The sequence below is a fragment of the Alistipes indistinctus YIT 12060 genome, assembly GCF_025144995.1.
Classification (GTDB): domain Bacteria; phylum Bacteroidota; class Bacteroidia; order Bacteroidales; family Rikenellaceae; genus Alistipes_A; species Alistipes_A indistinctus.
Map to the genome: position 1 here is coordinate 2168311 of NZ_CP102250.1, position 23728 is coordinate 2192038.

General features: G+C 62.3%; 18 protein-coding genes. 10 read left to right on the forward strand and 8 right to left on the reverse strand.

Annotated elements, in window-relative coordinates:
• Positions 1 to 182 precede the first annotated feature (182 nt).
• From NQ495_RS09090 to thiS, 3 genes are all read right to left on the reverse strand, one after another.
• Complete coding sequence (locus tag NQ495_RS09090) at positions 183 to 968, reverse strand: thiazole synthase (protein WP_009132926.1); 786 nt, start codon at positions 966 to 968, stop codon at positions 183 to 185.
• 79 nt (positions 969 to 1047) lie between these two features.
• Positions 1048 to 2562, reverse strand: coding sequence for a thiamine phosphate synthase (locus NQ495_RS09095; protein ID WP_009132927.1), 1515 nt, complete (start codon positions 2560 to 2562; stop codon positions 1048 to 1050).
• Positions 2563 to 2566: 4 nt separating this feature from the next.
• Positions 2567 to 2764 (reverse strand): sulfur carrier protein ThiS, encoded by a 198-nt coding sequence (thiS, locus tag NQ495_RS09100; protein ID WP_009132928.1) that lies wholly within the window; start codon positions 2762 to 2764, stop codon positions 2567 to 2569.
• Between the two features lie 534 nt (positions 2765 to 3298).
• On the opposite strand from thiS, the gene NQ495_RS09105 reads away from it, so the two are divergent.
• Together NQ495_RS09105 and NQ495_RS09110 are read left to right on the forward strand one after the other, a co-directional pair.
• On the forward strand, positions 3299 to 4315 hold the full coding sequence (locus tag NQ495_RS09105; protein ID WP_009132929.1) for an FAD:protein FMN transferase: 1017 nt from the start codon (positions 3299 to 3301) through the stop codon (positions 4313 to 4315).
• Positions 4316 to 4399: 84 nt separating this feature from the next.
• Positions 4400 to 5326 (forward strand): YegS/Rv2252/BmrU family lipid kinase, encoded by a 927-nt coding sequence (locus NQ495_RS09110; RefSeq protein WP_009132930.1) that lies wholly within the window; start codon positions 4400 to 4402, stop codon positions 5324 to 5326.
• A 60-nt stretch (positions 5327 to 5386) separates the two neighbouring features.
• On the opposite strand, the gene NQ495_RS09115 is transcribed toward NQ495_RS09110, so the two are convergent.
• The 4 genes from NQ495_RS09115 to NQ495_RS09130 form a co-directional block, all read right to left on the reverse strand.
• On the reverse strand, positions 5387 to 6388 hold the full coding sequence (locus NQ495_RS09115; RefSeq protein WP_009132931.1) for a hypothetical protein: 1002 nt from the start codon (positions 6386 to 6388) through the stop codon (positions 5387 to 5389).
• A gap of 81 nt (positions 6389 to 6469) precedes the next feature.
• Positions 6470 to 7771 carry a phosphoribosylamine--glycine ligase gene (gene purD / locus NQ495_RS09120; protein WP_009132932.1) on the reverse strand — a complete coding sequence of 434 codons (1302 nt, stop codon included), beginning with the start codon at positions 7769 to 7771 and terminating at the stop codon, positions 6470 to 6472.
• A 171-nt stretch (positions 7772 to 7942) separates the two neighbouring features.
• Positions 7943 to 8980: a homoserine O-acetyltransferase family protein gene (locus NQ495_RS09125; protein WP_009132933.1), complete on the reverse strand. Its 1038-nt coding sequence runs from the start codon at positions 8978 to 8980 to the stop codon at positions 7943 to 7945.
• A 264-nt stretch (positions 8981 to 9244) separates the two neighbouring features.
• A complete protein-coding gene (locus tag NQ495_RS09130) occupies positions 9245 to 11281 on the reverse strand; it encodes a glycoside hydrolase family 2 protein (RefSeq protein WP_147513040.1) in 2037 nt (678 codons plus the stop codon).
• 365 nt (positions 11282 to 11646) lie between these two features.
• Between NQ495_RS09130 and NQ495_RS09135 the strand changes: the two genes are divergently transcribed.
• From NQ495_RS09135 to NQ495_RS09145, 3 genes are all read left to right on the forward strand, one after another.
• Entirely contained in the window at positions 11647 to 12132 is a 486-nt protein-coding gene (locus NQ495_RS09135; protein WP_009132935.1) for a CvpA family protein, read from the forward strand.
• A gap of 70 nt (positions 12133 to 12202) precedes the next feature.
• The gene (gene rsgA, locus NQ495_RS09140; RefSeq protein ID WP_009132936.1) at positions 12203 to 13381 is read left to right on the forward strand and encodes a ribosome small subunit-dependent GTPase A; all 1179 of its coding nucleotides are present in this window, start codon (positions 12203 to 12205) and stop codon (positions 13379 to 13381) included.
• Entirely contained in the window at positions 13362 to 14102 is a 741-nt protein-coding gene (locus tag NQ495_RS09145) for a TrmH family RNA methyltransferase (protein WP_009132937.1), read from the forward strand. Before rsgA ends, NQ495_RS09145 begins: the two co-directional genes overlap by 20 nt.
• 735 nt (positions 14103 to 14837) lie before the next feature.
• Here the strand turns inward: NQ495_RS09145 and NQ495_RS09150 are convergent.
• Positions 14838 to 16439 (reverse strand): NfeD family protein, encoded by a 1602-nt coding sequence (locus NQ495_RS09150; protein ID WP_009132938.1) that lies wholly within the window; start codon positions 16437 to 16439, stop codon positions 14838 to 14840.
• Positions 16440 to 16766: 327 nt separating this feature from the next.
• On the opposite strand from NQ495_RS09150, the gene NQ495_RS09155 reads away from it, so the two are divergent.
• The 5 genes from NQ495_RS09155 (at position 16767) to NQ495_RS09175 (ending at position 23656) form a co-directional block, all read left to right on the forward strand.
• The gene (locus tag NQ495_RS09155; protein ID WP_009132939.1) at positions 16767 to 17624 is read left to right on the forward strand and encodes a menaquinone biosynthesis protein; all 858 of its coding nucleotides are present in this window, start codon (positions 16767 to 16769) and stop codon (positions 17622 to 17624) included.
• 162 nt (positions 17625 to 17786) lie between these two features.
• Positions 17787 to 18737: a magnesium transporter CorA family protein gene (locus NQ495_RS09160; protein ID WP_009132940.1), complete on the forward strand. Its 951-nt coding sequence runs from the start codon at positions 17787 to 17789 to the stop codon at positions 18735 to 18737.
• A 323-nt stretch (positions 18738 to 19060) separates the two neighbouring features.
• A complete protein-coding gene (gene rpsO, locus NQ495_RS09165; RefSeq protein ID WP_009132941.1) occupies positions 19061 to 19333 on the forward strand; it encodes a 30S ribosomal protein S15 in 273 nt (90 codons plus the stop codon).
• A gap of 271 nt (positions 19334 to 19604) precedes the next feature.
• Positions 19605 to 21809: a polyribonucleotide nucleotidyltransferase gene (locus NQ495_RS09170; RefSeq protein ID WP_009132942.1), complete on the forward strand. Its 2205-nt coding sequence runs from the start codon at positions 19605 to 19607 to the stop codon at positions 21807 to 21809.
• 164 nt (positions 21810 to 21973) lie between these two features.
• On the forward strand, positions 21974 to 23656 hold the full coding sequence (locus NQ495_RS09175) for a tetratricopeptide repeat protein (protein ID WP_009132943.1): 1683 nt from the start codon (positions 21974 to 21976) through the stop codon (positions 23654 to 23656).
• Positions 23657 to 23728 lie beyond the last annotated feature (72 nt).

Here is a 23728-nt window from a genome sequence, read left to right on the forward strand (position 1 = left end):
TCTGTTGCGGGACAGCTCGTGCACGGGTTTATTCGTTCACGGGACTGCCTTTATTCGGGCCTGCCTGTTCGCGGGGGGGCGCCCGGCGAAGCGGATGCGCCAATCGGGTAACCGGTTGCGCCGGAGGCCGAGGGGGGTACGCAGGCATGCTTATACGGGCAAGTTCCTCCGGCTATTTCCGGCTATTTCAAACTCAGCACGTCGTCCAGCAGCGGCTGGATCGGGCTGGTGGCGTGTGCGGCGCTGCTGACCGGAGCGAGTTTCGCTTCGAATGCGGTACGGCCCGCCTCGACGGCCAGGCGGAAGGCGCGGGCCATCGCCACGGGGTCCTGCGCCACGGCGATCGCGGTGTTGACCAGCACGGCGTCGGCGCCCATTTCGAGCGCTTCGGCGGCATGCGACGGCGCGCCGATTCCGGCATCGACCACCACCGGCACGTTGCTCTGTTCGATGATGATGCGCAGGAAGTCGCGCGAGGCCAGCCCTTTGTTCGACCCGATCGGCGCGCCCAGCGGCATCACGCACGCTGCGCCCGCCTCCTCGAGCCGTTTGCAGAGCACCGGGTCGGCGTGGATGTAGGGCATGATGACGAAGCCGTCTTTGGCGAGCTCTTCGGTTGCCTTGAGCACCTCGATCGGGTCGGGCATCAGGTAGCGCGGGTCGGGGTGTATCTCGAGCTTGAGCCAGTTCGTGCCGAGCGCCTCGCGCGCGAGCTGCGCGGCGAAAACGGCCTCCTTCGCGTTGCGTACGCCCGAGGTATTGGGCAGCAGGCTTACCTTCTGCGTGTCGATGTGGCTGAGGATGTCGTCCTGCGGGTTGTTCATCTCGACGCGTTTGAGCGCTACGGTCACCATCGCGGTGCCGCTTTCGGCGATCGCCGCGCTCATCAGCGCGCTCGAAGCGAATTTCCCGGTTCCGAGCAGAAGCCTCGACGGGAAGCTCTTGCCTGCAATTACTAAATCTTTCATTTTCCAGTTTCTATTATTTCTGTAAATCATTTTCGTTTTTGCCGCGCTGCCGGTGCCTGCGGATTTCTGCTGTTTCGGTTCAGGGCGTCACGATGGTGCGGTGGGCGGCGACCAGCTCCGTGAAGCGTGCCGTTGCCGCGGCGATCTCCCCGGCCCGGGAGATCGCGCCGCTCAGCGCGATGCCGTTCACGCCGCAGGCCATCACCTGCGGCACGTCCTCTTCGGTGATGCCGCCGATGGCCGCCACCGGGAGCCGGATACCCGCGCGGGCCATCTGCCGCAGGATGCGCCGGTAGCCCTCTTCGCCGAGGATCGGCGAGAGGTTCTTCTTCGTGGTCGTATAGCGGAACGGCCCGAGGCCGATGTAGTCGGCCGAACTTTGCGCGATGCGTGCGATGTGGGCGAACGTGTTGGCCGTGCAGCCGATAATGGCCTGCCTGCCCAGTATGATGCGCGCCTCGTCGGGCGGCGTGTCGTTCTGCCCGAGGTGTACGCCGTCGGCGCCGATCGCCTTGGCCAGCCGCGGGTCGTCGTTGACGATCAGCAGCGCGTCGTAGCGGCGGCAGAGCGCGAGTATCTCGCGGCCGCGCGCGATGATCCCCTCGGCGGGGGTATCTTTCATGCGCAGCTGCACCCAGCGTCCTCCGCCCTGCAGGAAGGCCTCTGCGGCGGCCGGATCGCCGTCCGAAATGAATTGCAGCGTGCCTCCGGCGGCCTGCCAGCGGCGTGTGAGCCGTTGGTAGTTGCTCAGCGTGGCCGTGAGGTCGATGCGGGAGATGTCGTGGGACGGAGTGCCGGCGGGGGGGCGGTTTCCGGGGGATGGCGTCCGGTCGGAATTTTTGGGGTCGGGCTGCGGGCCGGTACCGAGCCATTCGGTCGTCCAGACCGCGCCGATCACGGCGGCCCCGTCGAATGCCGCGGCCCGGGCGACGGAGATATTATCCGGGGTGATGCCGCCCAGTGCGATGATCCGGCTCCCGGAGCCGGAAACGGGTAACTCTGCCGGAATGGCGGCGGGGATTGGCTTCGCGGTTTCGTCCGTCCGGCGCCGTAGCCTCCGGCACGCGTCGGCGGGGTCGATTCCGGCGAGGTAACCGGGCTTCGACACCGAATCGAACAGCGGGCTGAGCGTTACGTAATCGCACAGCGGAGCGAGCCGTGCGGCCTCTTCCCACGAGTGGGCCGGGGCGCTCAGGCGCGGCGTATACGTGTCGTTCCCCTGCTGGGTCTGTTGGGTTTGTGTTTTTTGAACGTCCGGTGCGGATGCTCCCTGCGCTGTCGCGTGCCGTTTGTCCGGATGCTGCCGCAGCCACTCGCGCAGGGCCCCTTCGCGCAGGTGGATGCCGCCGAGGCCGTAACGCCGGGCGAGGGCGGCATCGTGGTGCAGCGTCAGGCGCGTCATGTCGGCGCCCGCATCGCGCAGTTGGCGCAGCAGCGCTTCAACTTGTGCGGCCGGGGCGTCGGGTTTGCGGATATGGATGACGGGTGCGCCCGCGTCGAGCAGCGCGCAAAGGGCCTCGGCCTCGCCGTCGTAACAGCGCGGCAGCGTGATCGCAACGGGCTTGCCCAAGGGAAAGTGTAAGGGGGTGTCCATCGCGCTATCCTCCTTGTGTGGCGCGGATTACCGTGACCGACGCACCGTCGTGCAGCGGCGCTGCATTCCACTCCGTGCGGCGGACCACCTTTCCGTCTACGGCGACGGCGGTGCCGGGCGTGGCTATGCCCTGCTCTTCGAGCAGTTCGGCGAGGGTGGCGGCCTGTGTGTGGGTCGGGGTGCCGTTGAACATGATTTCCATAACGTTCTGCGTTTTGGGAAAGCGACGGCGGCGGGTGCGAGATGGTGCGGAAAAACTCCCTCCGACGGTACGAGCCGTATCAGGTGCTGGGGTCTGATCTCAGCCGCTTGCCTCCTTCGCCTGCCGCGCGGGGAGTTTCCTGCCCGGCTTTTCCGTCCTTTCGGCGGACGGTCCGGAGCGCGGGGTCATCTTCCCAGCGGCGGGGCGGCCTGCGGCACCCCCGTCTTCCTTCCTGTGTTGAAATTGCAAAGTAATAAAAAAATATCGGAAGTTGTCCGTTTTGGGGCCGGAAGTTTGCGTACGGGTTACTGTGGGCGCAATTTTCTCACACTATTTTAGTATATTTGTATAATATTTAAAATGCGGTCCGGCAATCTTTGCGTGCGAGCCCGCGCCATTGCACGCGCCTTCACTGTTTGCCGCGGGGCCGCCCCGGGTGTGACCCGGCCGTTTGGGGCCGGGTGCGTTCCGGCGGCAAGGAGGGGGGAAGCCGCGGGAGAGACGAAATCCGGACAAGCGATAAAACGGGAAACGATGGGAAAAGCGAAAAAACATGCAGGACTGGCCGTACTGCTGGCCGTACTGCTGGCCGGCTGCCAGTCCGGGCCGCAGCGGCGTCCGCAGACGGTGATCGACGGTTTTGCGCAGGGAGGAACCTACCACATCGTGCTGGTGGGGGACAGTACCTCGGGAGGCCTCAAAGGACAGCTCGACTCGCTGCTGTGGCGGGTGGACAATTCGATGTCGCTCTACAATCCGACCTCGCGCCTGAGCCGTATCAACCGCGGCGAAACCGATACGCTCGACCGCTTTATCGCCAACTGCATCCGGACGGCCGACACGATCAGCCGCGAGAGCGGCGGCCGTTACGACATCACGATCAAGCCCCTGACGGCCGCCTACGGCTTTACCGGCGACCGTCCCGTGCAACAGCCCAACGTCGATTCGTTGTTGCAGTTCATCGGGTATGATAAAATCCGCATCGACGGCTGCCGGCTGGTGAAAAAGCACCCTTCGGTGCAGATCGACCTCAATTCCATCGCGCAGGGCGCGACGGCCGACTACGTCGCCCGCTGGCTCGATTCGCTGGGGTGGAAGGATTACCTGGTCGAGGTGGGCGGCGAGATCTTCGCGCGCGGGCACAACGCGAAGGGCGGCCTGTGGCGCGTGGGTATCGACAAACCCATCGAAGGCAACGTGATTCCCGGCGCGCAGCTCCAAGTGCGCATCGGCATCAGCAACCGCGGGCTGGCCACTTCGGGCAATTACCGCAAATTTTACACCGACAGCCTGGGCCGCAAGATCGTCCATACGTTCGATGCGCGTACCGGGGCGCCGGTAATCAGCAACCTGCTCTCGGCCACGGTCGTCGCGCGCACCGCGGCACAGGCCGACGCCTACGGCACGCTCTGTATGGTGATGGGCCTGAACGAAAGCATCCGTTTCCTCGAAAGCCGTCCCGACCTGGAGGCCTACCTCGTCTGGTCGGACGACCGGGGCAATTACCGTACTTACATGACTCCGGGCATGGAGTCGCTGGTGCTTCAATAAAAATTCCGGTCCGGCGGATGCGTATCCGCGGCCAACGGCCGCAGACGGGACGCCCCGGGCCATCACGCGAACAGAAAAGCTATTATGCAACCGGTTTGTTTTCTCTATAATCCTACGGCGGGCGAGACCGTCATTACCGAGTGGCTCGACACGATCATTTCGATCTACCAGCGGCGCGGCTGCACCATCGTACCCTACCGGCTCGGGTTCCGCGCCGGCGAGCCGGAACTCATCGCCGACCTGCTCGGACACGGTTACCGCCATGTGCTGGTCGCCGGCGGCGACGGCACCGTGAATTACGTGGTGGGGATCATGAAACACCACGGCATCGACCTGCCGGTGGCGGTGCTGCCGACCGGTACGGCTAACGATTTCGCCGGCATGCTCGGCGTGCCGGGCGACATTTCGCGCGCGTGCCGCGCGATCCTCGACGGCGAGGAGCAGCGTGTCGACCTGGGTGTCGCGGGTGGCGAGCGGTTCGTCAACGTCTTCAGTTGCGGCCTTTTCACCGATGTGTCGCAAAAGACGCCCACCGTGCTGAAGAACAATTTCGGCAAACTGGCTTACTATTTCGGCGGCCTGGGAGAGTTGCCGAACTTCCGCAAGATGCACATTACGATCCGTTCCGAAGAGGTCGATTACGACGGGACGTCGCTGATATTCTTCGTGTTCAACGGCCGGACGGCGGGCAAGATGCGCTTCGCGTACAGCGCCGAGATCGACGACGGGCTGCTCGACGTGATCGTCGTCAAGGGCGACGGCCCGATCGGGACGCTCCGCGCACTGTTCCATTTTATCCGGCAGAATGCGGGATTGCGCCGCCTTGATCCGGGCGATTATCCGGAGGGGGTGCTACACTTCAAGAGCCGCGATTTCGTCGTCGATTCGCCGATGCGCCGCAACGAAGTGACGGACATCGACGGACAACCCGGCCCGCGTTTCCCGGTGCGCATCACCTGCGAGGCCGGCGCGCTGCGCGTGATCCGCCCGGCCCACCACCGTAAAGATTAGCGGGAGGTTCTCGCAATCCTTTGTAAATCGTGTGCTTGTTCGTGCGCCGGTCCGTCCGGGTTACAGCGAAACCGGGAAGAGGTTGTAGGCGATCATACTGACCAGCAGCAGCAGGTAGGCGATGCCCAGCCAGGTGCTTTCGCGGCGGTTGAAGCAGGTGGGGATAATCACTGCGAGCGGGACGGCCAGCAGCATCAGCTCTCCGACCGACCGGCCCGGCGGGATCAGCGGCAGCGCTGAGAAGAACAGTATCCAGATAAAATAGAGGTAGGATTTGTACGGGCGCGTGCGCATCGAGTGTGCCTGGCGGACGAAGATCACGAGCGACCAGACGGTGAGCACGGCGATCATCGCCCAGAGCAGCAACAGCAGCGGATTGAGCCAGTGCACGAGGAACGCCGGGGCGTACCACGTATCGCAGAGCGCCTCCCACAGCCGTACCGGAACTTCCGTCAGCGGCCGTCCCAGCGCCCACCAGACGTACGAGCAGATGGCCGTGGGCAGGACGAGGCCGGCCAGCGCGACGATCCATTCGCGCCACCGCTTGCGGAAAAGCACCAGCGCCACCGGAAGCAGCGGAATGTAGACCGCGGCGGGGGCGTACGTCAGCAGTGCGATGCCCAGCAGCAGCGACGCATTGAAGATGTGCGTGTAGACCACCTCGCGGCGGAACGAGCCGATCGTGCGGTCGAACGAACCGATCATCAGCAGCGTTGCGGCGAAAAGGTCGAGTGCCGCCGGGTCGTACCAGCTTCCGCATCCGACGATGAGGAAGATGATTGCGGGCATATAGGTGCGTTCGAGCAGGATCATGTTGCGCGCGATGAGCCGTGTGATCCAGATTCCCCCGATGAACAGCATCCCGAGCGCGGCCAGGTTGCGCAACGGGCCGGGCAGCGCTTCGCCCCAGCCGCGGAGCAGGCCGCCCAGCGGCATCCTGAGGGCCGTACCGGGCAGCGCCTCTATCGGCGCGGCGGCGTAGCGGTGCCACAGCACCAGGCACAGTGCCGCGAAAAGCAGCAGCGTGGAAGCGAGGTTCTGGCGCGTGATGTCGACTTTCATAACTATCGTAAGCAAAGCCCGGGCACCCGCTCGTACAGAGCGGACGTCCGGGCGGCATGTATCCGGGTGAGGCGGTCGCGCCTATTTCAGCAGTCCGATCAGGTCCTGCCCGATGTCGCGCCGGAAATTCTTGCCTTCGTAGGCGATTCCCCCGATGGTGTCGTAGGAGGCGTGCAGCGCTTCGGCGATCGAGCCGCCCAGCGAGGTGACCGCCAGTACGCGGCCGCCCGCGGTGTAGGTCTTGTCCCCTTTGGCTGTGGTGCCGGCGTGGAATACGATGCTTTGCGTCGGGGTGTCCAGGCCGCTGATTTCCATTCCTTTGGCGTAGTCGCCGGGGTAGCCGCCCGAGACGCAGACTACCGTAACGGCCGTCTGCGGGGAGACTTCGAGCACGTAGCGGTCGAGCCGCCCGTAGGCGATTCCCTCGAACATCGCGATCAGGTCGGAAGTGATCCGGGGCAGTACCACTTCGGTTTCGGGGTCGCCCATGCGGACGTTGTATTCGATCACGTACGGGTCGCCCGCGACGTTCATCAGCCCGATGAACAGGAAGCCTTTGTAGGCGATTCCGTCCTGCTGCAACCCTTCGACGGTCGGGCGCACGATGCGCTCCTCGACCTTCTTCATGAACGCCTCGTCCGCGAACGGAACCGGGGAGACGGCGCCCATGCCGCCGGTGTTCGGGCCGGTGTCGCCCTCGCCGATGCGCTTGTAGTCTTTTGCGACCGGGAGTATCTTGTAGTTCTTGCCGTCGGTGGCGACGAAGACCGAGCATTCGATGCCGCTGAGGAACTCCTCGATCACCACCGTGTTGCCGGCCTGTCCGAATTTGCCGGAGAACATCTCGGCGAGCTCGGCTTTGGCCGCCGCAGCGTCGTCGAGGATCACCACGCCTTTGCCTGCGGCCAGCCCGTCGGCTTTCAGCACGTAGGGAGCCGCGAGCGAGTCGATGAAGGCCTCGGCTTCGGGGAGCTTGCCTTTGGTAAAACTCTGGTACCGGGCTGTAGGTACGCCGTGGCGTGCCATGAAGGCCTTGGCGAAATCCTTGCTTCCTTCCAGGCGCGCGCCTTCCAGCGACGGGCCGATCACCGGGATGTTGCTGATCTGGCTGTCCTCGCAGAAGAAGTCGTAGATGCCGCGCACAAGAGGTTCTTCGGGGCCGACCACCACCAGGTTGATGTTGTTCGAAAGCACGAACTGCTTGACCGAACCGAAATTATTGGGGTTGATATCGACGTTGGTGCCGCATTGTGCGGTACCTGCGTTACCCGGTGCAATGAACAACTTGGCTACGCTGGGGCTTTCGGCGATCTTGCGGGCGAAAGCGTGCTCGCGGCCGCCCGAGCCCAGCAGGAGGACATTTAACGAGTTGGAGAATTTCATCGGTTTTCTTCTGTCTTATTGTAGGTGTGCGTTCCCGTGGAGGGAAACGGCACGGATGGTATTGCGGATTCGGTTGTGGATTCCGTGCCTGCGGCCTGAATACGGGCGGACAAGGATGCGTAAAGGTATTAAAAATCGGGGGAATAAAAATGTGCTGCCGTGCGAAAATTATCAACTTTCGATGAACGGCCCCAAAATGGCGTCCAGTTTGGCATGTTCGACCAGGAAGCCGTCGTGTCCGAAATCCGAAACGATCAGTTCCATGCGGCAGTGCGGGATGTGCCGCCAGAGGGCTAGCTGTTCGCCCACGGGCAGGATGATGTCCGAAGTGATCCCCACCACCAGCGTGTCGGCCCCGATAGTGCCCAGCGCGCGCTCCACGCCGCCGCGGCCGCGCCCGACGTTGTGCGAGTCGAATGCCTCGGTGATGCGCCGGTAAGAGTAGGCGTCGAAACGGCGGCTCAGCTTTTCGCCCTGGTGCCGTTGGTAGGAGCAGGCGCGGAATCCCCGCGTCTTGTCCGGGTCGTCGTGTTCCTGCTGCGTCGCGTTGTAGGCCGACGAGCCGCGGTAGGTCAGCAGACCGATCGCGCGTGCGGCTTCTATGCCCCGGCGCCCGGCGTCCGGAGAGTCGGTGCCGAACGTGGTGTCGGCCTCGAGGGCCATGCGCTGCGCTTCGTCCGCAGCGATGGTCCACGGCTGGGCGCGGGCCGCCGTGGCGATCAGGATCAGCTTCCGGGCGAAACCGGGCCGTTCGAGCGCCATCTCGAGCGCCTGGAAGCCGCCGATCGAACTGCCGATCACAGCGCGGGCGTGCGCGATGCCGAGGTGGTCTGCCAACAGCAGGTTTGCCCGCGCCATGTCGCGGACGGTTACCGGCGGGAAGGCGCCGTAATAGGGCTTTCCCGTGGCGGGGTCGGGGCTCGCGGGTCCCGTGGTGCCGTAGCACGAGCCGACGATGTTCGCGCAGACCGTGAACCAGCGCGCCGGGTCGAGGAACTTGCCCGCTTCGACCGTGTGCGGCCACCAGTCGGCTACCTCGGAGTTGGCCGTCAGCGCGTGGCAGACCCACAGGGCGTTGTCGCCCGTGAAGGTACCGTAGGTGTGGTAGGCGATCCTCAGCGGAATCGCCGCGCCGCATTCGAGCCGGAACGGCCCGGCGGGGGTGAAGTACCGCACGTCGGCGGGAAGGGGTATGGTCTGTTCGGGCATTGTTTCCGGGTCGGTTGTTTCGGGTTGGTCGGATATTGCGTTGTGCGGGCGTGCGGTCGGTTCCCCGGGACGGCTCTCCTTTCGGGACCGGCGGCGGAACGTTTGTCGGACCCGCATAATTCCTCCCCTAACCGCAGGGGAGGATTCGGGAGGGACGGTCGGAGCCGGAGAGCCGGCGGATGTGCCGGCCTTCGGTTATCGGCGGCGTATCATGGTCGGGTCATGGTCGGGCACTTTACCCGGTGCTGAGACGTGTCTCTCCGGCTAATTGATCCCGTGGTGGATTTTGTCCTCGGCGATTTCGATCCGCGTGTGGTCGATGCCCGAGTCGCTGCGGGCTTCCAGGTCGTTCATCCCTTCGGCCATCGTCACGTTCTCCCAGGTAAAGACCCCGTTCACGCCGGAGCGCTTGCCGAGCGAAACGCCGTTCAGCAGCATTTCGACTTCCGGTGCGTTGGAGTAGACCTTCAGCGTCTGCGTGCGTTTTACGCGGCGGTCCCAGCGGCGTTCGGCGATGTAGACGAACGGTTCGTCGGGGTTCCAGTTGGCCTTGTAGAAATAGAAGGCGTCCTTGCGGTATTTGCGGTCGAAGGTGACCAGTCCGCGGTCGTCTACGCCGGTGCCGTCGCCCCATTCGCGGCCTGCCGCGCCGTAGTCGAACATGTTCGCGATGAAGACGCCCCAGAGGAACGGCGCATTTTTCGCGAACGAATAGTATTGTTCATGCAGGTAGCTCTGCCACCGCTCGGGATGCCAGTTACCCAGGTAGTCGGGCCGGTAGAGCGAGTCGTCCTGGTGGTAGATGCTTGCGCCCGCGCCGTAGCTGAGTCCCGAGTTGAGGTTGCTCCAGTTGGCCTGCAGCTGTTTCAGCCATACTGAAATATCGGAGGGAAGGCCCTCTTTCCAGCCGAAGATGTGGTCCCAGACGACCAGCTTCGTGATGAAGTTCATCTGTCCGTCCTGGTTGCTCGCGCCGACGGTCATGCGCGTGGGATCCTCCTCCCGGGCCACCGTGTTCAGCTCCTTGATGTACGGGGTGGGGTCGTCGCCGCGCATGCTCTGGTTGCTGAACAGCCCCCACATCGCGATCGAGGGGTGGTTGTAGTATTGCGAGATCATCTCGCGGAGTTGCTGCACGCCGTTGGCGCGGAACGACTCGGTGCCGATGTAGCCGCGGTCGGTCAGATAGGACGGGCCCACGAAGGGCAGGTCGCTCCAGACGATCAGCCCGCGGCGGTCGCATTCGTCGTAAAACTCCTGCGAGTGCGGTCCCGGAGAGGTGCGTACCGCGTTGACGCCCATCTCGACCATGTAGTCGAGGTCTTCGCGGATCTGGTATTCGGTCAGCGCCGGGCCCACGCTCGCACGGTCTTCGTAATAAAACACGCCGTGCAGCTGCAGCGGCCGTCCGTTGAGCGCGAAGCCCGTTTTCGGGTCGACCGAGAAGTAACGCAGTCCCAGCGGCACTGCGAGCGAGTCGCAGGTGACGTTCTGGTCGGTCACTTTGACGATGACGTTATAGAGGTAGGGGTTTTCCACGCCGTTCCACAGCGTCGGGGACTCCAGTTCGATCGGGATCGTCACCGTGCCGATGCCCGAGGCCGGCACGCGGAAGCGCGAGGCTTGGAAGAAGATCGTATCGCGGCGCGGCGTGGTGACCGCGAGGTTCACCAGCAGGTTGCGGTCTCGCTGCCCGTCGATACGGATGACCGCATCCACTGCGGCCCGTTCCGAGGAGACAGCTTTCTGCACGAGGCGGATGCCGCCTTCGGAGGCGCGGATGACCGACTGCTCGGTGACGATCAGCTCGACGTCGCGGTAGAGGCCGCCGTAGACGTTGTGGTCGCCCGCGGTGGGCAGTACGTCCATCTGCGGCGAGTTGTTGACGATCACCCAGATCGAGTTCGTCTCGCCGAAGCGCAGGTAGGGCGTCAGCTCGAAGGTGAAGCCGGTGAAGCCGCCCCGGTGCTCGCCCACATGGCGGCCGTTCACGGCGAGGTTCGCCACGTCGCCCGCCGCGCCGAAGCGGATGAAGACCCGCTTGCCGCGCCATTCGGCCGGAACCTTGATATCCTTGATGTAGTTGCCGATGCCGCGGTAGTAGTCGTTGTGGCCGCCGAGCGCGTCGCGGTTCCAGGTGTGCGGCAGGTTCACCATCGTGGCGTTGTCGCTGGTGTGGCTGTTGCTGAAAAAGCGCCAGTTGCGGTTGATGTTGATCACTTCGCGCGCCCGGGCCTGCAGGGCGCTCCCTGCAAGCAGCGTACCCAGCAGCAGGGTGAGGATCAGGGCTCTGTTTTTCATCGGAAATCTCATCGGGAAAGGTATTTTAATATGCCCGCCGCGGGTTTCGTTCCGCAGTTCGGTGGCACGGGTCGTTCGTTCCTGTACGCGGGGCGTTCCCCGGGATATTCAGCCCGGTGGATTGGTCCCGCCGGCTGCCTGCGGAGGAGCGTGCGATCTGCATACCGCAGCACCCCGCCCGGTCCGCAGGCGGCCCGGATGGCATGCATGCCGTCGTATCGGCCTCCTGCGCGAGCTTTCGGGCACGGCCGGCCGATTCGTGTACAAAAATAGCGAAAAGAAAATAAATCGCTATATTCGTATCAAAAATTGCACCGGGATCGACCGGGGCCGGGGCGTACGTGTCCCAAAGACTTAAAAGGGAAATGACCGTTTTCGATATCGTATGCGGGCTGTTGCTGGCCGTGGGGGCGTGGAAAGGATGGCGCGACGGGATCATCGTGCAGCTTTCGGGCATCCTGGGGCTGCTGGTGGGGGTCTACCTGGCCTACCGTTACAGCATTCCCGCAAGCCGCTGGCTCGGTTCGGAAGGAATGACCGGACAGGCGGCGGGGTTCCTGCTCGTTTTCGGTTTGGTGCTTGTGGCCCTTGCGTTGCTGGGACGCCTGATGCGCGGCTTGTTCAAATTCGCGGGCCTCGGGCTGTTCGACCAGCTGGGGGGCGCCGCGCTCGGGATTGTGAAAGTGGCGCTGCTGGTGAGCGTACTGCTCGGCGCCTACGAGTCGATCAACCTCACCCGCCACTGGACCGACGGCGAAAAAACGGAGCGGTCGTGGCTCTACCGCCCGGTGAAAGAGGCCGGGGAGCTCGCATTTCCCTACCTGAGATCGCTGAAAGAGCAGTTTCTTTAAGGTTGCCCGGAGTCGTTCCGGGGGGATGCGAAGGCTCGCTTCGGTTTTTATATATTACAACAGTTTGCCCATGGAAACCATACGTACCGCAGTTGTCGTCAAGGCGACAGGCAGCCGCTACATGCTGCACGACCTCGCCTCGCAGGCCACCGTCGAGGGGCGCCTCAGGGGGCGCCTGCGCCTGAGCGGCAGCCGCTCGACCAGCCCTGTGGTGGTGGGCGATATCGTGGATTACGAACCCGAACTGCCGGCCGGGATTGAAACGGCCGGAGACGGAACGGGGCGTACCGCGCCCGGGACGGAGGGGGATGGAACCGGCGGCCGTGCGGCGGGCGGTGCCGGGGCGGCCGGCGTACCGGGAAAATCCTGTACGTCCGGAACGGTCGTGGCGCTGCACCCGAGGCGCAACTACATCATCCGCCGCGCGTCGAACCTCTCGAAGGAGTCACACATCATCGCGGCGAACATCGACCAGGCTTTGCTGGTGGTGTCGCTCGTCCGTCCGGCTACGAACAGCGAGTTTATCGACCGTTTCCTGGTGACGGCCGGGGCGTACCACATTCCGGCGGCGATCCTGCTCAACAAGAGCGATCTCTATACGACCGGGGAGCTGCAGCAGGAGCGGGCCCGGTTTATCGAAACCTATACCCGTGCGGGCTACGACGTGGTCGAACTGTCGGCTTCGCGCGGCGAAGTATTGCGCATCAATCCCGCGCGCGCGCGGCGGCAGGAAACCCGGACGGAAGCTACGTCCGGCCTCGGCGGCGATGCGGATTCCGGGAGCGGCGCGGGAACGTCCGTGATGTCCGGCATGGGGACGGAACCGTTGCTGGAGCGGCTCCGCGACCGCGTGACGCTGCTCTCGGGCAATTCGGGCGTGGGCAAGTCCACGCTGATCCGCGCGATCGATCCGTCGCTGGAGGTGAGGGTCGGCGAGGTTTCCGACGCGCACCACAAAGGCCGCCATACGACCACTTTTTCGGAGATGTACCCGCTCGCGGAGGGGGGCTGGCTGATCGATACGCCGGGGATCAAGGGGTTCGGGCTGATCGACCTCGACGGGGCGGAGATCGCCCGTTATTTCCCCGAACTGTTCCGCCTCGCACCGGGCTGTTCCTATTACAACTGCACGCATACGCACGAGCCCGGCTGCGCGGTCAAAGAGGCGCTCTCGCGAGGAGAGGTGAGCCTCTCGCGTTATGAAAGCTACCTCAAACTGCTGGACGACGATGAAAAATATAGAAGATAGCGCCGGATTTCCGGACGAACTGCTCGCCCGCAGGATCGAATACCTGTCGGGTTTTATGACCGCGGAGCGTTACGCGACGCTGTGTCGCGCCGTGGATATGCGGACGCGTTATATGACCGTCTGTATGGAGAATACGTTCCATCCGCAGAATGCGAGCGCGCTGGTGCGTAACTGCGAGGCATTCGGCGTGCAGGAGCTGCATGCGGTGGAAGAGTTGTGCCGTTTTTCGCCGAACGTGCAGATCGTGCGCGGCACCGACAAATGGATCGAAATCCGCAAGCATCCGACGACGGCGGAGCTGATCGGCTCGCTGCGCGGTCGGGGTTACCGGATCGTCGCCACGACGCCGCACCTGGACGACGCCACCCCCGAAACGTTCGACGTGGCGGCGGGACCGTTCGCGCTTTTCTTCGGCACCGAGCACGCCGGTATCAGCGACGAGGTGAAGGCCGGGGCGGACGAATTCCTGCGCATCCCGATGTGCGGGATGGTCGAAAGCCTCAATGTGTCGGCCTCGGCGGCGATCCTGCTCTACTCGCTTTCGACCCGCGTCCGCGCGATGGACATTCCGGCCGGTACGGGCGTCGTGTGCACTGCGGACGCTCCGGCCCGGGCGGTGTGGCAGCTTTCGCGTCGCGACCGCGACGAGGTGCTCTACCGCTGGATGCAGCAGACCGTGCGCGATCCGGCCGGGGTGCTGAGCCGCTTCAGGGGGGAGTAGGTATGTGCCGGAACGCCCGGCAGTCCGTTTCACTCAGGTAGTATGCAGCCGCGCCGCGTCCCGGAGCGCCCTCCCCGGTCGAACTTTCTGGCAGCACGTTTTTGCCGCGCACCTTGGGCCGCAGCCGGAATATTTTGACCCGGAACGCAGACGCAACCGCCGCAGGAGTCCGGAAAGTCCGCTACGTACCGCCTGCGCCGCCCAAACTGTGCCGGTGAGCGTTGCCGGGCCCACCGGTTTCAAAATCAGGCACAGAAACGGCTCCCCATTCGAAGCTTTTCCGGTATTCCTGCCGACGGTTGCGCTACGCCCTGCGGATGCCGGAGCCATGCCCCTTGCCGCATCCGATCGCGTTATATCGGTACCGTCGCGTCCTGCCGCGCCGTATCCCTGGACACCGCACCCGTTTTCCCGCACTGCGCCACAAAAAAAGGACGCAGATACAACTGTGAACAGTAGGCCTTAGGGAGCCTGAAACCGGCAGCTGCACTGCGCCCAAGCTATACCCGGCAGGATCTGCCGCCGGGGTATAGCGAGGACTAGCAACTTTTATTCCCGGTTCAACAACCTTCCGAAGAAGGCTCCCTAAGTTGACTGTTTAGGATAAAAATTGTGTCTCTGATATATTTACGGCTTACGCCGTGTATGTATCTGATACGAAGATAGTATAAAATTCTTATTCCCGTATCCGGACGTCCTGTTTTTTTCGCCGCATAGTGATGACGGCGCGGGTTTTTACTCCGTTTTGCGCTCCTGCGGGGTGCAGTAGAGCACGCCGCCCTCGATGCGGGTGACGGTCACCGTGCGGCCGCGCGCGACGAACAGGCCGTCCTCGGCCGCCGCGTCGTAATACCGCCCGTCGACCATCACGCGGCCCGAGGGTCGCAGCACCGCCATCACCAGCGCGGTGCGACCCACCAGTTCCGGTTCGATCTGCGGGTGGCTCACGTAACCCTCTTCGGGCTTCATTTCTGCGGTCAGCACCACCTTTTTTTGCAGCGGCGAACGGCCCGTGAGAAAGCGGCGTCCCAGGACGATACCCCCGACCAGCGCTGCCGAAGCGGCGATGATCACCACCAGCACCGGCCTCAGCAGCCACGCGAGCGTCAGTTCGCCCGTGGAGAGGTGGCGCAGCAGGTCGTTGTCGATCGCCGCGAACGAGAGGCCGGTCACCACCGCGATAATCCCCGCGACGCCCGCGATGCCGAAGCCCGGCAGCACGAAAATCTCGACGGCCAACAGCGCCAGCCCTATGATAAAGAGGATCAGCTCCCAGTTTTGCGCGACACCCTCGATGTAGAGCGGCGCGAAATAGAGCACCGCCCCGAGGATCGCCACCACCAGCGCGAAGCCGATGCCGGGGGTTTGCAGCTCGAAATAGATGCCGCCGACGATCATCATCACGAAAATGCCCTGCACCACCGGGTTCATCAGCCAGCCCAGCAGGCGGTCGAGCCGCGTGGGGGTGTATTCGTGCAGCGTGTACTGCTGTACGCCGCCCTGTGCAAGCACTTCGTCCACGGTGGAGGCCGTCCCTTCGCTGTAATGGTGTTCCGACGCTTCCGACGCGGTGAAGGCGAGCACCCCGGCGGTCGTGCTGTCGCCCACCGTGCGCCCGACCATCGCCTCGGCGACCTGCGGGTCGCGCCGCCAGCGCCAGAGGGTGTCGTCGCCGTCGATGCGTTCGATCACCTTGCCGTGCGCTTCGGCCGTCGCGCGCATCGTCGCGCGCATGAAGCTCTGGAACTTGTCGGGCATCGGCTTGCCGTTCTGGTCCACGACCGAGGCTGCGCCGATACTGCCGCCCGGACGCATGTAGATACGCTCGGCCGCGATCGCGATGAGCGCCCCGGCCGAAGCGGCCTGGTTGTCGATAAAGACCCAGACCGGTACCGGCGAGTTGAGGATCATCGTGCGGATCGAGTCGGCGGCGTTGACCAGTCCGCCGTAGGTGTTGAGCCGGATCAGCACCAGTTCGGCGCCGCCGGAGCGGGCGTCGGCGAGGCATTTGGCCACCAGCCGCTGCTGCGCGGGCATGATGTCGCCGTCGATCGGGAAGGTATAGACGACCGTGGGCTTTCCCTGTGTTCCGGCTGCGGTGGCGTTCTGTGCTCCGGGAGTGCCGGATTGCGCGGCCCCGCGCGATCCCGGGACGACGTACTTCTCGCCCGATGCGCCGGCCACCGCGTCGATTCCGGTATCGTCGCCGTCCTGCCCGGCGGGCTCTTTGTGCAACGAAGAGAGGGTGGCGGGGAAGGCCTGCGAAGCCGCAGCCGGAAGGATGCTCCCGCTGAGCAGCAGTGCGGTCAGTAAACAGAACGTAGCGATAGGTCTCATCGGATTCGGGTTCAATCAAGTCTTATAGCTGTCGGAGCCATGCGCCGGGGTATTTTTGTTGCGGCTCCGGAGGCGGACAGGCAGTCGTAACAAAGATAGCTTTTTTGTCGCATTCCCGCACTCATTCAGGAAGGTTCGTTTTGCTTTTCGTCGGGCGGCAAGCCGTCCGAGGGTTGAAGAAAAAATGCGGAAGGCGGGCGGAAGTGCCGTTTTTTTCGTTACCTTCGCATTGCGGAAGAGCGCCCGGATGAGGGCGCGCGTCCTGCCAGGCAGCCCGGAAGGCCTGCGGGCCCCCGGAGAGTATCCACCAATTTTGACGCTGTATGGATGATGACGCGAACCCGGATAGTCGCCGTTTCTTACCTCAATACGATACCTTATATATACGGTATTACCCGTGCGGGCGGCAGCCTGCGCGAAGGGTTGTTGCTGTGTCCGCCCAGGCTCTGCGCGGAGGCGCTGCGCACCGGGGAGGCCAATGTGGGACTGATCCCGGTGGCCGCCATTCCTGAAATTCCCGACCTGCAAATCATTACCCCCTTCTGCATCGGCGCCAGCGGCCCGGTGCGTACCGTCGTGCTCGCGTCCGACTATCCCGTTGAGGAGCTCGACACGATCTGGCTCGACAGCCATTCGCGCACATCGGTGCGGCTGGCCCGCATCCTCGCGGCCGAAAAGTGGGGTATCGCCCCGCAGTGGCGCCCACTGACCGACTATTCGTTCGGAACCGGTGCAGCGGCCGGCACACACGGAACAATCCCCGCGGCGGAAGCAACCGGGACAGGCGGTGCGGCCGGAACTGGAACTGGAACTGAGTCCGGCACCGGCAAGTCCGGCTATATCCTGATCGGCGACAAGGTGTTCGACCACGAGGCGCGGTTCCGCTACCTGTACGACCTCTCCGACGAGTGGCGCGCGATGACGGGGCTGCCTTTCGCGTTCGCCGCGTGGGTGGCGCGCGGGGAGGTGCCGCAGGAACGGGTTTCGCAGCTCGAAGAGGCCCTTCGTTACGGAACGGCGCACATCCCCGAAGCGGTGGCGTGGTCCGGGTATGCCGCGCGGCCTTACGCCTGTGATTACCTGATCCGAAATATCGACTTTGTGCTCGACGCGCCGAAGCGCCGGGCGATGGAACTATACTGGCAACTCGGACGGCGGTACGACCCCCCGTCCACCCCCGGCTGAGGCGCCTTGGGGCGCTGAGGCCGTTTCCCGGCAGATCTGGCGTACTGGATGCCGGAGCGGGGAACGGTAGCCGCCGAAGGAAGCACCCCGGACGGCGCGGAAACCGCCCGGGAGGCGGGTGCGGCGGGGAGCCGCAGAGTACAACCGTAAAGAGCCGAAGCCATGATTACCATCTACCTCAAGCAATTCAACAAGATCGTCCGCAACGCCGACGTCAAGCTGTTCGACGAACTGGGTTACGACGACATTCTGTGGATCGACCTGCTCACCCCTTCGATCAAGGAGCAGAAGGCGGTCGAAAACTTCATGGAGATCAACCTCCAGACCCAGCAGCAGGTCGAGGAGATCGAGAGTTCGTCGAAATACTCCGAAACCGAGAATGCGATCATCTGCAACTCGAACTTCTTCATGCCCTATACAGAGACCTTCGCCATCGAACCGGTCTCGTTCATCATCGCCGAGGGGGTGCTCGTCTCGGTGCGCAACGCCGAGTTCCGGACCTTCACCGAGGCGGCCAAGCGCCTGCAGATGAACTACCGCGCCTATGCCACCGGCTACCATGTGCTGGTGTCGATCCTCGAGGTGCGCATCGACTACGACGCCGACCTGGTCGAAGCGCTGGCCAAGAACATCGCCGCGCTGAGCAAGGAGGTGAACATCAGCGAACAGATCGGCCGCGAAACCCTCCAGCGCATCAGCCACCTGCAGGAGAATACGATGCTGATCCGCGAGAACATCTTCGACCGGCAGCGGGTGCTGTCGGGCATCCAGCGCAGCGAACGCTTCCCGAACGACGTCTATCCCCGCCTGACGCTGATGATCAAGGACGTTAATTCGCTGATCAGCCACGCCGACTTCAGTTCCGAACGCCTCGATTACCTGCAGGACACGGCGCTCGGTCTGATCAACATCGAGCAGAGCAACGTGACGAAGATCTTTACCGTCGCGGCGCTGTTCTTCATGCCGCCGACCATGATCGCGAGTATCTACGGCATGAACTTCGCCTACATCCAGGAGCTGCACTGGAAGTACGGTTATCCGTTCGCGCTGGGGCTGATGGTGGTCGTCTCCGCGCTCACGTACCTGTTCTTCCGCTGGAAAAAGTGGCTGTAAGCCCTCCGCCGCGGGAATTTGCTCCTTGGACAATGAATGTCTGCGGGTACCCGCAAAGGTCCCGCGTGTCGGCCGGTACTGGCCGGGCCGGTGTTGCGGATCCCTCCTCGGCAGGATGCCGACTCCGGAATGTTCCCGGCCGGCCGGAGACTATTTGTCCTCCGAAAGCCGGGATTTGTGGTCTGGGGGCCGAAAAAATGAGGATTCTTCGGGGATTAGTTGCTTGGTTTTGAAAAAAATATTAGTTTTGCAATCGCTTTGAGAAGACTTTCTTCTGAGGGGGGAAGTAGCCAAGGCGAAAAAAACCAAATAAATTACACGAAATGGGTTATTTAGAATCAGACAAAAAGCAGGAGCTTTTTGCAAACTACGGGAAGTCTAACACCGACACCGGCTCGGCAGAGAGCCAGATCGCGCTGTTTTCCTACCGTATCAGCCACCTCACCGAACACATGAAACAAAACAAGCACGACTACGGCACGCAGCGTTCGCTGCTCCGCCTGGTGGGTAAGCGCCGCCGTCTGCTTGACTATCTGAAGAAGGTGGATATCGAGCGGTACCGGGCCATCATCAAGGCTCTGAACCTGAGAAAATAGCCGCGCACCGTATGCGCAACGAGATGAATGGGGCTGTCCTTACCGGGGACAGCTTTATTCTCTTTTAAAAAAGCCGTCCGGACCGCTCGGAAAGGGCCGGAATCGCCCGGGCTTTCCGGTTGGGCCGGAGCAGGCGGGCAGCGCGCTCCGGACGATTCCGGGGCGGATAGGCCCGGGAAGCTGTGAGAGTGCCGGGACTGAAGGCGCGCAGACGGAAAAATGGACGAAGCAGAGACAAGAGACAGAAAACAAATAATTAACAGGACAAAGGATGTTGTATAATGCCACACAGAAGGTGATTCAGCTCAGCGGAGGCCGCGAGATCGTCATCGAAACAGGAAAATTAGCGAAGCAGGCCGACGGGTCGGTCGTTGTGAAACAGGGGAACACGATGCTGCTGGCCACCGTAGTTGCCGCCAAGGAGCCCAAACCCGACTGCGATTTCATGCCGCTGTCGGTCGAATACAAAGAGAAATACGCCGCTGCGGGCCGTTTCCCCGGAGGCTTCCTCAAGCGTGAGGCCCGCCCTTCGGATTACGAAATCCTGGTTTCGCGACTGATCGACCGCGCGTTGCGCCCGCTGTTCCCTTCGGATTTCCACGCCGAGGTATTCGTACAGGTCAACCTCATTTCGGCCGACAAGGACATTATGCCCGACGCGCTGGCCGGACTGGCCGCTTCGGCGGCGCTGGCCGTATCGGACGTGCCGTTCGCCGGCCCGATCTCCGAGGTGCGCGTTGCCCGCATTAACGGCGAGCTGGTGATCAATCCCACCTTCACGCAGAATGCCGACGCCGACCTGGACATCATGGTAGGCGCCACCTACGACAACATCCTGATGGTCGAAGGCGAAATGAAAGAGGTTTCGGAAGCCGAGATGCTTGAAGCGATCAAGTTTGCGCACGCCGAAATCAAAAAGCACTGCCAGGCCCAGATGGAATTGAGCAAGGAGCTGGGCAAAGACGTGAAGCGCACCTATTGCCACGAGACCAACGACGAGGCCCTTCGCGAGAAGGTGATCGCCGAAACCTACGACAAGGCTTACGCCATTGCCCGCGAACGTTCGGCCAAGCACGAGCGCAGCGACAAGTTCGATGCGCTGGAGGAGGAGTTCTGCGCACAGTTCTCCGAAGAGGAGCTTGCCGAGAAGCGCCCGCTCATCAAGCGTTACTTCCACGACGACGTATTGAAGAAAGCGATGCGCAACATGATCCTCGACGAGGGGATCCGCCTCGACGGCCGCTCGACCACCGAGATTCGCCCGATCTGGTGCGAAGTGGGTTACCTGCCCTGCGCGCACGGTTCGGCCATCTTCACCCGCGGCGAGACGCAGTCGCTGACGACCGTTACGCTCGGTACGAAGCTCGACGAAAAGCAGATCGACGACGTGTTGTTCAAAGGTTCGGAGCAATTCGTACTGCACTACAACTTCCCGCCGTTCTCCACCGGCGAGGCCCGTCCCGCACGCGGCCTCTCGCGCCGCGAGATCGGCCACGGCAACCTCGCCTGGCGCGCCCTCAAACCGATGGTTCCCGTCGGAGAGGAGAATCCCTACGCCGTACGCGTGGTGTCGGATATCCTCGAGTCGAACGGCTCGTCGTCGATGGCTACCGTCTGCGCCGGTACGCTCGCGCTGATGGATGCCGGCGTCAAGATCAAAAAACCGGTTTCGGGTATCGCGATGGGTCTGATCACCGACACGAAATCAGGAAAATATGCCGTGTTGTCGGACATCCTCGGCGATGAGGACCACCTCGGCGATATGGACTTCAAAGTGACTGGTACTAAGGACGGTATCACTGCCACCCAGATGGATATCAAGGTCGACGGCCTCTCGTACGAGGTGATGGCCAACGCATTGGAGCAGGCCAAACAGGGCCGCATGCACATTCTCGGCAAGATTCTTGAAGCTATGCCTGCACCGAGGGAGGACTACAAACCTTTCGTGCCGCGTATCGTCCAGATCACTATCCCGCAGGAGTTTATCGGCGCCGTGATCGGCCCGGGCGGCAAGGTGATCCAGGAAATCCAGAAGACCACCGGAACGACCATCACGATCACCGAGAAGGACAGCAAGGGTTTCGTGGACATCTTCGGCGAGAACAAGGAGGCGCTCGATGCTGCGCTCGACCGCATCAAGGGTATCGTAGCGATTCCGGAAGTAGGCGAAATTTATACGGGGAAAATCCGTTCGATCGTCGCTTTCGGCGCGTTTGTTGAGATCATGCCCGGTAAGGACGGCCTGCTGCACATCTCCGAGATCGGCAACAAGCGTTACGAGACGATGGAGGAGACCGGACTCAAGGAAGGCGACACGATCGAGGTGAAACTCATCGGGTTGGATCCCAAGAACGGCAAACTCAAACTCTCCCGCAAAGTGCTGCTTCCGGGCGGCGAAAAGTCCGAGGAGAAGGGCGAAGGCCGTCCTGAACGCCGCGAAGGCCACCACGCTCACCGCAGGGAGGAACGCAAATAGGGATAAACGATAGATTGTGAACCGAAAGCGCTGCAGCGCGCACACCGAAAAAAAATCGGAAAAGCTTGAGGTTTTCCAAAATATATTTCTATTTTTGTGGCTACCAATGCGATTAGTGCAAAACGAAAGAGAATACATATTTAATTAACTTTAAAACACTGATTATGAAAAGGTTTGTAAAAGTAAGCTTGATGCTCGCTTCTGCAGCGGTCCTGCTCTCCAGCTGTAACTGCTACAAGAAAATGGCAAAAAACGCTGACGATGTGAACATCACCTGCACGCCGACCGTGCTGTCGCTGAAGGGTAATACCGTTTCAGCCGATATCACCGTTACCTACCCCGCCGCCTACTTCAACAAGAAGGCGGTCCTGAAGGTGACCCCCGTTCTGGTATTCGAAGGCGGTGAAATCACCGGTACTCCGAAGTACGTTCAGGGCGAAAAGGTGAAAGACAACTACACCGTTATTGCCAAAAAACAGGGCGGCTCTTACACTCAGACCGTGACTTTCCCGTACGATTCTCGCGCTGACCTCTGCACGATGGAGCTTCGCGTGGAAGGCAAATGCGCCAAGGGCAAGCACAGCGAATTCACCCCGATCGCCGCTATTCCGGTGGCTCAGGGCATCAGCACCATCCAGAAGCTGGCTGACAACGCTGCCGGCCTGGCCATCATGCCGGACAACTTCAAACGCGTGACGACCATCTCTCAGGGTGCCGAGATCATGTACCTGATCAACCGTGCGAACGTTCGCAAGGGCGAGCTGACCAAAGAGCAGATCAAAATGTTCGAGGATTTCGTGAAAGAGTATTCGAACAAAGACCGCGCAACGCTGGGCAACATCTACGCCAAGGGTTACGCTTCTCCCGACGGCCCGCTGGCTTTCAACGACAAACTGTCGAAAGAGCGTAGCCAGACCGGCCAGAAGGCCATCAGCGAGCAGCTGAAAGACGTGAAAAACGCCAAGTACGACATCGCCGCTTACGGTGAGGACTGGGAAGGTTTCAAGGAACTGGTTTCCGCATCGGACATCAAGGACAAGGATCTGATCCTGCAGGTTCTGGCCATGTACGACAACCCCGTGAAACGTGACGAAGAGATCCGCAACATGTCGTCGGTATTCGACGTACTGGCTAAGGAGATCCTGCCGCAGCTGCGCCGCACGAAACTCTCTGCCGACGTGGACATCGAAGGCCGTACCGACGCTGAGATCCTGGCTGCCGTTTCCGGCAACATCGACGTGCTGAACGAAGAGGAGATGCTTTACGGTGCAACGCTGACCGGCGATGCTGCCCTGAAGATCAAAGCTTACAAGGCTGCCGCTACCAAATTCAACAGCGCCCGCGGTTACAACAACATGGGTGTGGTTCTGGGTCAGACCGGCAAAGCCGGCGAGGCTAAGAGCGCTATCGAGAAGGCCGCTACGTTGAGCAACGACCCGATCATCAGCAACAACCTGGGTGTTCTGGCCCTGATGAACGGCGACGTGGCCAAGGCTAAGAGCTACCTCTCCGCACTGAGCATCCCGCAGGCTCGCAAGAGCATGGGTCTGGTGAACCTGGCTGAAGGCAACTACGCTGAGGCTGCCCGCGCACTGGACGGCTACAACCTGGCTGTCGCAGAGGTGCTGAACGGCAACCTGGCAAAAGCTAAATCGGTTCTGAGCGGCGACAACTCCGCACAGGCTGACTACCTGAAAGCCATCATCGCTATGCGTGAAGGCAACAGCAGCTCGGCTATCGCCAACCTGAAGAGCGCCATTTCGAAGAACAGCGCTTACAAGGCTAAAGCTGCCAAAGACGTAGAGTTCGCGAAACTGTTCGGTACCACCGAATTCCTCGCCCTCTAATCTTTAGCGAAGGACTGCGCCCGTCCGGAAGGAGAACGCAGGATGAAACGAGCAGGCCGCCCATCGGGCGGC

What these genes read in the sequence shown, in the direction of transcription:
- NQ495_RS09170 (WP_009132942.1), top strand. Translation starts at nt 19,605, where the DNA reads ATGTTGTATAATGCCACACAGAAGGTGATTCAGCTCAGCGGAGGCCGC.
- NQ495_RS09125 (WP_009132933.1), bottom strand. Translation starts at nt 8,980, where the DNA reads ATGCCCGAACAGACCATACCCCTTCCCGCCGACGTGCGGTACTTCACC.
- NQ495_RS09095 (WP_009132927.1), bottom strand. Translation starts at nt 2,562, where the DNA reads ATGGACACCCCCTTACACTTTCCCTTGGGCAAGCCCGTTGCGATCACG.
- NQ495_RS09130 (WP_147513040.1), bottom strand. Translation starts at nt 11,281, where the DNA reads ATGAAAAACAGAGCCCTGATCCTCACCCTGCTGCTGGGTACGCTGCTT.
- NQ495_RS09105 (WP_009132929.1), top strand. Translation starts at nt 3,299, where the DNA reads ATGGGAAAAGCGAAAAAACATGCAGGACTGGCCGTACTGCTGGCCGTA.
- NQ495_RS09150 (WP_009132938.1), bottom strand. Translation starts at nt 16,439, where the DNA reads ATGAGACCTATCGCTACGTTCTGTTTACTGACCGCACTGCTGCTCAGC.
- thiS (WP_009132928.1), bottom strand. Translation starts at nt 2,764, where the DNA reads ATGGAAATCATGTTCAACGGCACCCCGACCCACACACAGGCCGCCACC.
- rsgA (WP_009132936.1), top strand. Translation starts at nt 12,203, where the DNA reads ATGGAAACCATACGTACCGCAGTTGTCGTCAAGGCGACAGGCAGCCGC.
- NQ495_RS09175 (WP_009132943.1), top strand. Translation starts at nt 21,974, where the DNA reads ATGAAAAGGTTTGTAAAAGTAAGCTTGATGCTCGCTTCTGCAGCGGTC.
- NQ495_RS09135 (WP_009132935.1), top strand. Translation starts at nt 11,647, where the DNA reads ATGACCGTTTTCGATATCGTATGCGGGCTGTTGCTGGCCGTGGGGGCG.
- NQ495_RS09145 (WP_009132937.1), top strand. Translation starts at nt 13,362, where the DNA reads ATGAAAAATATAGAAGATAGCGCCGGATTTCCGGACGAACTGCTCGCC.
- rpsO (WP_009132941.1), top strand. Translation starts at nt 19,061, where the DNA reads ATGGGTTATTTAGAATCAGACAAAAAGCAGGAGCTTTTTGCAAACTAC.
- NQ495_RS09155 (WP_009132939.1), top strand. Translation starts at nt 16,767, where the DNA reads ATGATGACGCGAACCCGGATAGTCGCCGTTTCTTACCTCAATACGATA.
- NQ495_RS09090 (WP_009132926.1), bottom strand. Translation starts at nt 968, where the DNA reads ATGAAAGATTTAGTAATTGCAGGCAAGAGCTTCCCGTCGAGGCTTCTG.
- purD (WP_009132932.1), bottom strand. Translation starts at nt 7,771, where the DNA reads ATGAAATTCTCCAACTCGTTAAATGTCCTCCTGCTGGGCTCGGGCGGC.
- NQ495_RS09115 (WP_009132931.1), bottom strand. Translation starts at nt 6,388, where the DNA reads ATGAAAGTCGACATCACGCGCCAGAACCTCGCTTCCACGCTGCTGCTT.
- NQ495_RS09110 (WP_009132930.1), top strand. Translation starts at nt 4,400, where the DNA reads ATGCAACCGGTTTGTTTTCTCTATAATCCTACGGCGGGCGAGACCGTC.
- NQ495_RS09160 (WP_009132940.1), top strand. Translation starts at nt 17,787, where the DNA reads ATGATTACCATCTACCTCAAGCAATTCAACAAGATCGTCCGCAACGCC.